The organism is Glycomyces sp. NPDC049804 (assembly GCF_040674615.1).
In the GTDB taxonomy this organism is placed as follows: domain Bacteria; phylum Actinomycetota; class Actinomycetes; order Mycobacteriales; family Micromonosporaceae; genus Glycomyces; species Glycomyces niveus.
The window spans coordinates 1-12,679 of sequence record NZ_JBFAMQ010000001.1; the positions used below are offsets into that span (position 1 = coordinate 1).

General features: G+C 70.5%; 13 protein-coding genes. 9 read left to right on the forward strand and 4 right to left on the reverse strand.

Annotation, left to right across the window (positions count from 1 at the left end):
- Window positions 1-123: 123 nt before the first annotated feature.
- The 4 genes from AB0K52_RS00005 to AB0K52_RS00020 form a co-directional block, all read right to left on the reverse strand.
- Window positions 124-789: a hypothetical protein gene (locus AB0K52_RS00005; RefSeq protein WP_363523836.1), complete on the reverse strand. Its 666-nt coding sequence runs from the start codon at window positions 787-789 to the stop codon at window positions 124-126.
- Window positions 790-1,005: 216 nt separating this feature from the next.
- Window positions 1,006-2,667: an alkaline phosphatase D family protein gene (locus AB0K52_RS00010; RefSeq protein ID WP_363523838.1), complete on the reverse strand. Its 1,662-nt coding sequence runs from the start codon at window positions 2,665-2,667 to the stop codon at window positions 1,006-1,008.
- A gap of 120 nt (window positions 2,668-2,787) precedes the next feature.
- Window positions 2,788-3,639 carry a hypothetical protein gene (locus AB0K52_RS00015; RefSeq protein WP_363523840.1) on the reverse strand — a complete coding sequence of 284 codons (852 nt, stop codon included), beginning with the start codon at window positions 3,637-3,639 and terminating at the stop codon, window positions 2,788-2,790.
- A 33-nt stretch (window positions 3,640-3,672) separates the two neighbouring features.
- Complete coding sequence (locus tag AB0K52_RS00020) at window positions 3,673-4,470, reverse strand: enoyl-CoA hydratase-related protein (protein ID WP_363523842.1); 798 nt, start codon at window positions 4,468-4,470, stop codon at window positions 3,673-3,675.
- 66 nt (window positions 4,471-4,536) lie between these two features.
- Here AB0K52_RS00020 and hemW point away from each other — a divergent pair, with 66 nt between their 5' ends.
- From hemW to ybeY, 9 genes are all read left to right on the forward strand, one after another.
- Entirely contained in the window at window positions 4,537-5,709 is a 1,173-nt protein-coding gene (gene hemW, locus AB0K52_RS00025; protein ID WP_363524993.1) for a radical SAM family heme chaperone HemW, read from the forward strand.
- Window positions 5,710-5,862: 153 nt separating this feature from the next.
- On the forward strand, window positions 5,863-6,987 hold the full coding sequence (locus AB0K52_RS00030; protein ID WP_363523844.1) for a CapA family protein: 1,125 nt from the start codon (window positions 5,863-5,865) through the stop codon (window positions 6,985-6,987).
- Between the two features lie 112 nt (window positions 6,988-7,099).
- On the forward strand, window positions 7,100-8,116 hold the full coding sequence (gene hrcA, locus AB0K52_RS00035) for a heat-inducible transcriptional repressor HrcA (RefSeq protein WP_363523846.1): 1,017 nt from the start codon (window positions 7,100-7,102) through the stop codon (window positions 8,114-8,116).
- Between the two features lie 15 nt (window positions 8,117-8,131).
- Window positions 8,132-9,265 (forward strand): molecular chaperone DnaJ, encoded by a 1,134-nt coding sequence (dnaJ, locus tag AB0K52_RS00040; protein WP_363523848.1) that lies wholly within the window; start codon window positions 8,132-8,134, stop codon window positions 9,263-9,265.
- A 181-nt stretch (window positions 9,266-9,446) separates the two neighbouring features.
- Window positions 9,447-9,926, forward strand: coding sequence for a hypothetical protein (locus tag AB0K52_RS00045; protein ID WP_363523850.1), 480 nt, complete (start codon window positions 9,447-9,449; stop codon window positions 9,924-9,926).
- Between the two features lie 20 nt (window positions 9,927-9,946).
- Entirely contained in the window at window positions 9,947-10,672 is a 726-nt protein-coding gene (locus AB0K52_RS00050) for a 16S rRNA (uracil(1498)-N(3))-methyltransferase (RefSeq protein WP_363523852.1), read from the forward strand.
- Between the two features lie 13 nt (window positions 10,673-10,685).
- Window positions 10,686-11,039, forward strand: a complete 354-nt coding sequence (locus tag AB0K52_RS00055) for a histidine triad nucleotide-binding protein (protein WP_363523854.1) — start codon at window positions 10,686-10,688, stop codon at window positions 11,037-11,039.
- Window positions 11,040-11,181: 142 nt separating this feature from the next.
- Entirely contained in the window at window positions 11,182-12,225 is a 1,044-nt protein-coding gene (locus AB0K52_RS00060; RefSeq protein ID WP_363523856.1) for a PhoH family protein, read from the forward strand.
- Complete coding sequence (gene ybeY / locus AB0K52_RS00065; protein WP_208495601.1) at window positions 12,203-12,676, forward strand: rRNA maturation RNase YbeY; 474 nt, start codon at window positions 12,203-12,205, stop codon at window positions 12,674-12,676. Before AB0K52_RS00060 ends, ybeY begins: the two co-directional genes overlap by 23 nt.
- The last annotated feature ends 3 nt before the right edge of the window (window positions 12,677-12,679 follow it).

Consider the following 12,679-nt stretch of genomic DNA (forward strand, 5'->3'; position numbering starts at 1 on the left):
CGCTGCGCCTCGGTCAACGAACTATACGGATTCAAACAACTACTCCCCGGAAGCGGAACTGATTTCTCAGTCCAACATCCGGGGAGCTGTTCAGAGCGGTGCCGCCCTTTTCGCTTGTGCCGCTTACATCTCCGGCGGGTAGCCCGGCGGCGGTGTCATCGGCGGGGCCGGGGGCTGCTGCGGGTAGCCGTGCGGCGGCGGCTGGTGCGGCGGCTTCGGGTGATTGCCCGGCCGCGACTTCAGGTACTGCTCGACCTCGGGCTGGAACAGCAGGAAGAACCCGCCGCCGACCGCCGCGAGCTTCGCCAGGCCCAGCAGGGTGCCGATAGCGGCGTACCAGCCCAGGCCCCAGCCGCCGAAGAAGCCGCCGAGGGAGAAGAAGCCGAGGAGGCCCAGCCCGATGTACAGCGGGACGCGCGGGTCCGCCGCGCCGAACGTGCCGAGCTTGTCCTTCGTGACGTACCAGGCGATCGCGACCGCCAGCGCCCCGAGGATGAGGCCGAAGACGGCGCCGCCGACGATGAAGCCCGTCCCGTACCACCAAGGCGCGGTGGCGGAGGCGATGAGCGAGAAGAGGAAGATCAGCACCGTCGCCGCGGCATAGGCCCACAGCAATTGCGTGAACTGGTTGACCTTCTTGGGCCGGCCCGGATTCTCCTTGATGCCCCATTGGGCGGCGAAATCGCCCTGCCCTTGGGCGGGGCCTCCGGCGGGCGGCGGTCCGGCGGGGCCGCCACCTGGGGCGGCACCGTACGGATGGGATTCGGGCGGTTGCGGCGGATACGTCATAGTCGGTGCTCCGGGCAAAGAGAAGGGCGTGCTTTCACTGCTCACTGTAGCCCTTCGCCGCCCGTCCCGGGGTACGTCGATTCTTGGCGAAAGCAATGGTGGATATGGCAATTCGTGGCAATTTCGAACGCCATTCGAAACAACCCGAATTGGTCACGGAGAAGCGCGGGGCGGCCCCGGTGTCGCCGGGGCCGCCCTCGGGTGGGACAGGACGGGTCAGTTCAGGTAGTCGTCGGCGAGCTCGTCCGAGCCGGCGAACGGGCTCGTGCTGGTCGTCATGTTCGCGGTGTCGACCGGGCGGTCGTAGGTCTGGTGGAGGGCGCGCTCGCGGTCGGCGATCGTGTAGGAGCGGCGCGTGTAGACGGGGGCGTCCTGGACGGTCACCTGCGGCACGACCTTGAAGTCGACGTCCATCTGGTCGGGGGTGATGACCGTTTCGACGTAGCCGCGCTGGGCGTTGCGGAACTTGATGTGCGGGTTGATCTTGAGGACCGAGTTGTCCTCGGGGACGGAGTCGACGCCGTTGCCGCCCGAGGTGATCGAGGTGGCGACGAGTTCGACGCCGACGGTCTCGCCGGTGATGTCGGGGAAGCCGGTCTTGATCTCGCCGGCCCAGTGGGTGTGAACGTCCCCGGTGAGCACGACCGGGTTGCGGACCCCGGCCTCGACCCAGCCGTCGATGATGCGCTGGCGGGAGGCGGCGTAGCCGTCCCAGCCGTCCATGCTGGTGCGCAGCACGTCGGCGGCGGCGGTGTTGTCGCGCTGGGTGAAGAACACCTGCTGGCCGAGGATGTCCCAGCGGGCGCGCGAGGAGTGGAAGCCGTCGATGAGCCATTCCTCTTGGGCCTCACCGGTGATGGTGCGCGATTCGTCCCAGGCGTCGGCGCAGTTGCTCTGGGTGCCGTCGCCGCAGGCCTGGTCGTCGCGGTACTGGCGCGTGTCCATCATGTGGAAGTTGGCGAGGCGGCCCCAGCGGACGCGGCGGTACAGCTGCATGTCGATGCCTTCGGGCACCGAGGAGCGGCGCAGGGGCATGTTCTCCCAGTACGCCTGGAACGCGGCGGCGCGGCGGGCGAGGAAGTCGGCGGGGTTGGGGGTGTCGGAGCCGGCTTCGGGGATCTCGTCGGCCCAGTTGTTCTCGGTCTCGTGGTCGTCCCAGACGACGAGCCAGGGCGCGGCGGCGTGCGCGAGCTGGAGGTCGGGGTCGGCCTTGTACTGGGCGTGGCGCTGGCGGTAGGTGGCGAGCGAGACCGTCTCGGGGCCTTCGTGGTCGCGCACGTTGCCGTCGGGGGAGTTGTAGACCTTGGCCTTGTACTCGTACTGGTAGTCGCCGAGGTGGAGGATGAGGTCGGGGTGGGATTCGGCCATGTGCCGGTAGGCGGTGAAGTAGCCGTGCTCGTACTGGGAGCAGGAGGCGAAGGCCATGCGGAGGGCTTCGGGCATGGCGTTGCGCGGGGGCGCGGTGACGGTGCGGCCGACGGGGGAGGTCCACTTGCCGGTCTTGAACCGGTAGTAGTACTCGTGGCCGGGGCGCAGGCCCTCGACCTCGATGTGGACGCTGTAGCCGATCTCGGCGGCGGTCTGGACCTCGCCGCGGGCGACGCGGTGGCGGAAGCGGTCGTCGCGGGCGACCTCCCACTCGACGTCGAAGGCGGCGTCGGGCATGCCGCCCATGCCGTCTTCGGCGAGAGGGTTCACGGCGAGGCGGGTCCAGAGGACGACGCCGTCGGGTTCGGGGTCGCCGGAGGCGACGCCGAGGGTGAACGGGTCGCTGTCGAGGGTGGGGTGCGTGTTCGATTGTGCCCAGCCGGCGGCCGGGACCGCGACGGCGGCTCCGGCGGCGGAGGAGGCGAGCAGGATTCGGCGCGACAGGCGCATATGGACCTCGCTTCGGGGGAGTTGCGCGGGTTTGTGACCCGTACAGCCCAGCAAGCGAGCGTGGATGCGCCGAGACTTCTGGAGGTCGCGCCGGTGAACCGGCGCCGAACTCTGGCGGCCCTACTCCGGGGCGGTGAACGTGATGATCACGGCGGTCGAGTCGGCGACTTCGACGACCTGCGCGTCACCGTCCACTTCGGCGTCGGGTTCGGCCCAGTGCTCTTCGCCCGGGGTCCAGACCATGCCGTTGAAGGAGACGGACGCGATCGTGTGGTCGTACGCCCTCGCGACCGCCCAGGCGGCCCGGTTCCAGCCCTCCGCCGCGCCGCCGGTCTCGATCACGATCCGTGTTTCGTCTACGTCGGAGACTTCTGCGCCCCACTGGTACGCGTAGGCCTCGGCGAGGGCGGCCGGGTCGGCGTCGGGCGCGTCGGCGCTGCCGGAGATGCAGGCGAGCCCGGCCTCCTCGCCGCCGGCGAAGGCGTCGGCGATGACCTCGGCGTCGCTCTCCCACTGCTCGTACAGCTCGGGGTAGGCGCTGATCTGGACGGCCTGGGCCGCCTCGGCGAGGCGCATGTCCTGCCAGCCGTCGGTGCGCTGCAGCTTCTCGTAGAACTTGAAGGAGGCGTAGACGGGGTCCATGAGCTCCTCCTCGGAGCCCCAGCCCATGCTGGGCCGCTGCTGGAACAGGCCCAGCGAGTCGTCGTGCCCGTAGTCGACGTTGATGAGCTCGGACTCCTGCATGGCCGTGGTGATCGCCACGGCCACGGCGTGCTCGTCCATGCCGTCGCGCATGCCCACCGCCGCGATCGTCGCCGCGTTCGAGGCCTGCTCGGCGCTCAGGTGCACTTCCCCGCCGCTGCCGAGGTAGCAGCCGGTCTTGCTGGGGCGCAGGGCGTCCCGGGCGTCGTCGGTGCAGGCGGCGAGGGTGGCGAGGAGGAACAGCGAGGTCAAAGCGGAGAGCGCGCGCAACGGGTGACTCCGATCTGGTCGGTCGGCGGCTGATCAGCCTACCCAAGAAGGAGGACGCTTCTCAAGGAACGAACGGGTGCCTTCCCTCCCCTCTTCGGAGAAGAAGTGGTCACCCGTCACGGCAGCCGCTTTCCGCAACTGGTCGCGCAGATCCGGTGCGGCCGTGAGCACCTTGATCCCCGCCTGCGCGGCGGGGCCGCCGAGTTTGAGCCGGTCGACCAGGCTCTGGACGACCGCGTCCAGGTGCTCCTCGTAGACCGCGGTCGTCACCAGGCCCCACCCGGCGGCGTCCTCGCCGGTGAAGACGTCCGCGTCGCCTTCGTCGAGGACGAGCCCGCCTCCGGCGAGGAACAGCTCCCGCATCCGCGCCGGGGTGATCCGCCGCGCCACCACCGGGCCGATCACGGCCGGGACGACGCCGAGCCGGACCTCGCTGAACGCCATCGGGACCTCGAAGTGGGCCACGGTGAAGTCGGCGGCCGCGATGAGCCCCAGGCCGCCCCCGCGCGCGGCCCCGCGCACGACCGCGACGACCGGTTTCGGGGCCTCGGTGATGTCGGCCAGCAGTTCCGCCAAGTGCGCGGCCGGGAGGGCCGCGAGGCTGTGCGCCGCGACCGATTCCTTGAGGTCCGCCCCCGCGCAGAACACGGGACCGGCGTGGTCGATCACGACCACCCGCACGTCGCGGTCGGCGACGGCCCGGGCGAGCGCGGTGCGCATCTCGGCGATCAGGCGGGTCGAGAGGGCGTTGCGCCGTTCGGGCGCGTTGAGGGTAATCGTCGCCACTGCCTCTTGGGCGCGGTAGGCGATCGGTGCGTCATTGCGTTCCACGCCAGTACCGTAGTGGGCGTGCCTGCCGTCTCGCCAGTAGCCGACCCGAATTCGCCCGCCGCTTCCATCGCGGCGGCCGCCGCCGACCCCGCGACGGGCGCGGCCGGGTTCGGGTTCTACGTCCACGTCCCCTTCTGCGTCTCCCGCTGCGGCTACTGCGACTTCAACACCTACACCGCCTCCGAACTCGGGGCCGGGGTCTCCCGCGACACGTACGCCTCGATCGTGCGCGCCGAGATCCGCTCGGCCGCAGCGCAGTTCGCGGAGCGCGGCGGCACCAGGCCGAAGGTCGACACCGTCTTCTTCGGCGGCGGCACCCCCACCCTGCTCTCCGCCGCCGACCTGGCCTCGATCCTCGCCGAGATCGACGACGCGTTCGGCCTCGCCGCCGGCTACGAGGCCACCACCGAGGCCAACCCCGAATCCGTCGACGCCGACTACCTCGCCGAACTCCACGACGGCGGCTTCACCCGCCTCTCGGTCGGCATGCAGTCCACCGCCTCCCACGTGCTCAAGATCCTCGACCGCGAGCACTCCCCCCAGAAGGCCCTCAACGCCGTCGCCTACGCCCACAAGGCCGGCTTCGAGCACGTCAGCCTCGACCTCATCTACGGCACGCCCGGCGAGACCGCCGCCGACTTCGAGGCGAGCCTCGACGCGGCCGTGGACGCCGGCGTCGACCACGTCTCGGCCTACGCGCTCATCGTCGAAGACGGCACGGCGCTGGCCCGCCGCATCCGCTCCGGCCAGGTGCCCCAGCCCTCCGACGACACCGCCGCCGACCGCTACCTCGCCGCCGAAGCCGTCCTCGCCGACGCCGGCTTCCACTGGTACGAGGTCTCCAACTGGGCCCGGAACGAAGCGGCCCAATGCCGCCACAACCTCCTGTACTGGGAAGGCGGCCACTGGTGGGGCGCCGGGCCGGGCGCGCACTCGCACCTGCCAGGCGTGCGCTGGTGGAACCACAAGCACCCTTCGACGTACGGCGCCGCGCTCGCCCAGGGCCTGCCCGCCGCCGGGCACGAGGAGCTGACCGACGACGACCAGTACCTCGAGCGCATCCTCCTGCGCACCCGGCTCGCGAGCGGACTCCCGCTATCGTTGCTGCGTCCGACCGGCAAGGCAGCCGCCGAGCACGCGGCCGCCGACGGACTCGCCGTCATCGAGGACGGCCGCCTCAAGCTCACGCTGCGCGGTCGCCTCCTCGCGGACGCGGTCGTGAGAGACCTCACCTCCTGACGGCGTTCCGGCCGGTCACCGCTACATTCGTGAAGGCGGAACCCCATCCGCCTTCACCGTGCCGCACTCCGCGCGCCTCCCCCAGAGGCCGCGGCGCCCCCCAGGCGACCCCGCGCACGGACCCCCATATGAATCCACCCGGAGCCAGCACCCATGCGCACCATGCCCACACTCGGCCGCCGCGGCCTTCTCGTAGCCTCCGCCGCCGGCGTCGCCGCGGCCGCAACCGCCTGCAGTGAGGAAGAGCCGCCCCCGGTCGAGGAGGACGAAGGCGGCCAGGCCGCCGAGGAGCCCACCACCGAGGCCCCCTCGCCCGAGCCCCGCGAGATCACCATCACGCACGTGGGCGACACCATGCCCGGCTCCTACCCCAACCAGATGGCCTCCGACGACGGCGCGAGCTTCTTCGAAGGCGTCACCTCCGCCCTCACCGGCGACGTCGTCATCGCCAACCTCGAAGGCGCCCTCTCCACCCTCGAGTTCGACAAGTGCGGCGGCGGCGAGTGCACCTACTTCCGCCTCCCCGCCGAATACGCCCAGGTCTTCGCCGACGCCGGCTTCCACGTCCTCAACCAGGCCAACAACCACGGCTGGGACGCCGGACCCGACGGCGCCACCGAGACCCAGGACGCCATCCGCGACGCCGGCATGGAAGTCTGCGGCATCAAGGACGAGGTCTGCCTCGTCGAGACCGACTCCGGACTCACCGTCGGCCTCGTCGGCTTCGCCCCGTACACCTTCTACACCGACAACCGCGACCTCGAGGCCGTCGCCGCCCTCGTCGCCTCCGCCAAGGAGCAGGCCGACATCGTCATCGCCACCGCCCACCTCGGCGCCGAAGGCACCGACCACCGGCACGTCCCCGAAGGCGTCGAGACCTACCTCGGCGAAGACCGCGGCGACACCCGCGCCTTCGCCCACACCTGCATCGACAACGGCGCCGACCTCGTCGTCGGCCACGGCCCCCACGTCCTGCGCGGCATGGAGGTCTACAACGGCAAGCTCATCTGCTACTCCCTCGGCAACTTCGGCGGCGGCCAGAACCTCTTCTCCACCGACGGCCCCCTCGGCCGCTCCGCCGTGCTCACCGTCACCCTCCGCGAAGACGGCACCCTCGTCTCCGGGCAGCTCACCGCCACCCGCATGGACGACGACGGCTACCCGCAGCTCGACGAGGACAACGGCGCGTTCGACGACCTCAACGAGCTCGCCGAGGACTTCGGGGACGACGCGGCCACCGTCGGCGACGACGGCGCGCTCGTGCTCCCCTCTGCCTGACCGCACACGTAGACTGGCACTCTCGGACCGGGAGTGCCAGACTTGAGTCCGGCCGACTGAACCCGGGTCCGGTCCGGGACACACACCGAACGACGGAGGGGACGTGGCGGCGATGGACGATCGCAAACTCGAAGTGCTGCGCGCCATCGTCGAGGACTACGTGGCCACACAGGAACCGGTCGGCTCCAAAGCCGTCTCCCAGCGCCACGCCCTCGGCGTGTCCGCGGCGACCGTGCGCAACGACATGGCCTACCTCGAAGAGGCCGGGTACATCCAGCAGCCCCACACCTCGGCCGGGCGCATCCCGACCGCCAAGGGCTACCGCCTCTTCGTCGACCGCCTCGGCAAGATCAAGCCGCTCTCGGCCGCCGAGCGGCGCGCCGTGCACCGCTTCCTCTCCGAGGCCATCGACCTCGACGACGTCGTCACCCGCACCGTGCGGCTGCTCGCCCAGCTCACCCACCAGGTCGCGGTCGTCCAGTACCCGAGCCTCAACCGCTCCTCCGTGCGCCACCTCGAGCTCGTCTCGCTCACCCCGACCCGGCTCATGGTCGTCATGATCACCGACACCGGCCGCGTCGAGCAGCGGTACGTCGAGACCCCCGAAGAGCTCAACGAGGACAACGTCCTCGAACTGCGCCGCCTCGTCAACGAGCAGCTGCAGGGCAAGCCGCTCGCCGACGCGCCGCGCATCATCGCCGACCTCGCCGGGCTCGCCCGCCCCGAACTCCACCCGACCGCCGCCGCGCTGGCCCGGGTGCTCCTGGAGACCGTCGTGGCGCGCACCGAGGAGCGCGTCGCCGTCGCCGGGGCCGCGAACCTGACGCGCCCTGGCAACTTCTTCGCCGGGTCCCTGCGGCCCATCCTCGAAGCCCTCGAGGAGGAGGTCGTGCTCATGCAGCTGCTGGGCCGCGCCGACTCCAACGCGCTCCTGACGGTGCGCATCGGCGACGAGAACCACCTCGACGACTTCCGCGAGACCACCGTGGTCACCGCCGGATACGGACCGGGTTCGGTGGTCGGCCACATGGGCGTCCTCGGACCCACCCGCATGGACTACCCGGGCACGATCGCGGCCGTCCGCGCCGTCGCCCGGTACGTGTCCGAGATTTTGGAACAGAACCGCTGACAGGACAGAGCGCACGTGGCTAAGGACTACTACGGCATTCTCGGCGTCGACCGGAACGCCACCGACGACGAACTCAAGAAGGCGTACCGGAAGCTGGCGCGCAAGTACCACCCCGACGTCAGCGACGAGCCGGACGCGCAAGAGCGCCTCCAGGAGATCAACGCCGCCTTCGAAGTCCTCATGGACCCGCAGAAGCGCGCGATCGTCGACGCCGGCGGCGACCCGTTCGCCCGCGGCGCGACCGGCGGCTCCGGCGCCCCCTTCATGGGCTTCGAGGACATCATGGACGCCTTCTTCGGCGGCTCCATGGGCGGCTTCGGCCGCCGCGGCCCGCGCTCGCGCACCCGGCCCGGCAACGACGCGCTGCTCCGCTTGGACCTGGACCTCGACGAGGTCGCGTTCGGCACCGAGTCGACCCTCACGGTCGACACCGCGATCCTCTGCGACTCCTGCAACGGCACCTGCACCGAAGGCGACGCCGAACCCCAGACCTGCTCCACCTGCAACGGCTCCGGTGAAGTCCAAGTCGTGCAGCGCACGATCCTCGGCCAGGTCCGCACCGCGCGCCCCTGCTCGGCCTGCTCGGGCTACGGCACGATCATCACCGACCCGTGCCGCAAGTGCGGCGGGGAAGGCCGCGTGCGCTCGCGCCGCCGCATCACCGTGAAAGTCCCCGCGGGCGTCGAGGACGGCATGCGCATCCGCCTCTCCGGCGAGGGCGAGGTCGGCCCCGGCGGCGGCCCCGCCGGCGACCTCTACGTCGAGGTCCACGAGAAGCCCCACGAGGTCTTCACCCGCGAAGGCTCCGACCTGCGCTGCCGCGTCCGGGTCCCCATGACACAGGCCGCGCTCGGCACCAAGCTCACCATTCACACCCTCGACGACCAGGTCGAGGTCGAGGTCGCCCCCGGCACGCAGCCGGGCACCATCAAGAAGGTCCGCGGCCACGGCGTCCCGCGCCTGCGCGGCGGCGGCATCCGCGGCGACCTCTATGTCGAACTCGACGTGCGCACCCCCACCAAGATCGACGCCGAGCAGGAAGAGCTCCTCAAGAAGCTCGCCAGCCTCCGCGACGAGGAGATCAAAGAGGTCAAGGGCGGCAGCGGGTTTTTTAGCCGCATGCGCGACGCCTTCAACGGGCACGCATAGCGCCCAGCGAAGTCGCGCGCCTGCACGCGGAAGTCGAGCGAGCGGCGCAGCAGCGACACGCCCAGCGCCGCAAGCGAACCACCGATGCGGACCCGCACCCGTGCGGCGTCCGCGCCGACGAGCCCCGTCCGGAACCCGCCGAGCGCGGGCGGTGGGCGGGGCTCCACTACACTCCGGGCGCGTGATCCGCCTCGACCCCGCCTCCCTGCTGCTCCTCGTCCTCCTGCTCGCCGCGGGCCTCGTCGTCCTCGTCGTCGTCCTGCGCCGACGAGCCGCGCCCGCCCCGGCCAGGCCCCGCCTCGACGCGCCCCCGCCCGCCGGAGGGCCGCAGATCGGCGAGCGGTGGAAGGCCGACGTGCCCTTCGAAGACGAACCGCGGCGCTCCAAGGAACGCCCCTGCCTCGTCATCGGCTACTCCGGCCGCGGCTACTGGGTCGTCAAATGCACCACCCAGGCGCCCCGCGAAGCCGCATGGCGCGTCCACGTCCACGCCTCCCGCTGGGACCCGCCCGCCGACCGTGACGGCTACGTGGACCTCGTCCCCGTCCACCTCCCGAGCGCCCGCCTCCTGCACTCGTTCGGCCGCATCGACGACCCCGGCCTGTACCGCACGATCACCGGCGGCCTGCGCTGGGAACGCGCCGTCGACTTCACCCGCTGACCCCGGACTAAGCTGTCCCGGTGAGCGCACCGGTCTTCCTCGTCGACGCCGTCCCGGCGGCCGACGACTACACCCTCGACGGGCCCGAAGGGCACCACGCCGCCGACGTGCAGCGGCTCCAGCCCGGCGAGACCCTGATCCTCAGCGACGGCGCCGGCGGCACCGCCGCCGCCCGGGTCACCCACGCCGAGCGCGGCTCCGTGCGCGTCCAGATCGTCGACCGGCGCACCGTCCCCGCCCCCGACCCGAAGCTCACCGTCGTCCAAGCCCTCCCCAAGGGCGACCGCGGCGAGCGCGCCGTGCAGATGCTCACCGAGATCGGCGTGGACGAGGTGATCCCCTGGGCCGCCTCGCGCTCCATCGTCCAATGGAAGGGGCCGCGCGGCGACAAGGCCCGCGCCAAATGGGAGGCCACCGCCCGCGAAGCCTCCAAGCAGGCCCGCCGCCCCCACCTCGCCCACGTGGCCGCACTCCACACCACCAAGCAGCTCGTCGCCCGCCTCCGGAACGCGAGCCAGGTGCTCGTCCTCCATGAAGAGGCCGAGTTGCCGCTCTCGCAAGTCGCGCTCCCCGCGGCCGGCGAGATCGCCGTCGTCATCGGCCCCGAAGGCTCCATCAGCCCCGACGAACTCAGCGCCCTCAAGGAGTTCGGCGAGCCCATCCGCCTCGGCGACACGGTGCTGCGCACCTCCACGGCCGGCCCGGCCGCGCTGGCGGTGCTCCAGGCCCGCCTCGGCCGCTGGTGACTAGGATGCGGGCATGACCGACGCCGACTGCATCTTCTGCAAGATCGTGGCCGGGGACATCCCCGCCACGAAGGTCCTCGAGAACGACCGCGTGCTCGCCTTCCGCGACCTCTACCCGAAGGCCCCCACGCACGTGCTGGTCATCCCCAAGGACCACTACGCGAACGTCGCCGAGCTCACCGCGGCCGACCCCGCGCTCGCCGGGGAGGTCCTGCGCGCGGCCGCCGAGGTCGCCTTGAACGAAGGCGTTGCCGAGGACGGCTGGCGTTTGCTCGCCAACACGGGCGCGAACGGCGGCCAGGAGGTCTTCCACGTCCACTTCCACGTCTTCGGCGGAAAACCGCTCGGACGAATGCTTTCGAACTGAAATCACACCGCGTCCGCGTTTACTCGTTGTCGCGTGTCGCAGGCGGCAACTACCATTGAGGCATGTCGAACAGCGGCCTCCGGGCCGCTGGCAGTCTCACTTTTGGAAGCAGGTGGCGAACAGCCCTCAGCGGGCGAAGCCTATGACCGACCGCTCTGACAACGGCCAGCACACATCGACGATCACGTCCACGATCACCGTCGGCGACCAGAGCTCGCTCATGGCACTGCTGGGCCGCGCCGATGAGAACCTCCGCTACATCGAACGCCGCAATCCCGGCGTCGACCTCCACGTGCGCGGGGACACCATCACCCTCACCGGACTCAACGGCGCCCTGCACGCCGCCGAACGACTCGTGAAGGAACTGCTCGCTTTGATCGAGAACGGCGAGAGCGTCGACCCTGACATGATCCGGCGCACGGAGAACATGCTCAAGTCCGCTCCCGGCGAGCGGCCGGTGGACGTCTTCTCGCAGAACATCGTGTCCAAGCGCGGCAAGGCGATCCGCCCCAAGACCATCGGGCAGAAGCGCTACGTCGAGGCCATCGACCACAACACGATCGTGTTCGGGATCGGCCCCGCCGGCACCGGCAAGACCTACCTCGCCATGGCGAAGGCCGTGCAAGCGCTGCAGGCCAAGGAGATCAACCGGATCATCCTCACCCGCCCCGCCGTCGAGGCCGGCGAGAAGCTGGGCTTCCTGCCCGGCACGCTGTTCGAGAAGATCGACCCGTACCTGCGGCCGCTCTACGACGCGCTCCACGACATGATCGACGCCGCGTCGATCCCGAAGCTCATGGAGGCGGGCAGCATCGAGGTCGCGCCGCTGGCGTTCATGCGCGGGCGCACCCTGAACGACTCGTTCATCATCCTCGACGAGGCGCAGAACACCACGCCCGAGCAGATGAAGATGTTCCTGACGCGGCTCGGCTTCGGCTCGAAGATCGTCGTCACCGGTGACATCACCCAGGTCGACCTGCCGAACAACGCCACCTCCGGGCTGCGCGTCGTCCGAGACATCCTCGAAGGCGTCGAGGACGTGCACTTCGCCACCCTGCGGGCGGAAGATGTCGTCAGACACCAGCTGGTCAGCGATATCGTGAACGCCTACGAGAAGTGGGACGCCCGCACGGGCGACCCGAAGAAGGGGCAACGAGGAAACCGTGGGCATCGAGATCATCAATGAGTCCGGGCGCGAAGTCGACGAGTCCGGCATCCGTGCCGTCTCCGACTTCGCCCTCCACGAGATGGGCGTGAACCCGCTCGCCGAACTCTCGATCCTCATCGTCGACATCGAGCACATGACCGAGCTCAACAAGCGGTGGATGGGCGGCACCGGCCCCACCGACGTGCTCTCGTTCCCGATGGACGACGCCATGCCCGGCCGCCCCGACTCCTCCGAGCCGGGCACGCCGATCCTCGGCGACCTCGTGCTCTCGCCCGAGGTGGCCGAGGCCCAGGCCAAGGACGCCGGGCACTCCACCGCCGACGAGATGCACATGCTCACCGTCCACGGTGTGCTGCACATCCTCGGGTACGACCACGCCGAACCCGAGCAGGCCAAGGAGATGTTCGGCCTGCAGAACCGGCTGCTCGACGCCTGGCGTGCGAAACGCGACGCCGCAGCGGAGAGTTAGGCC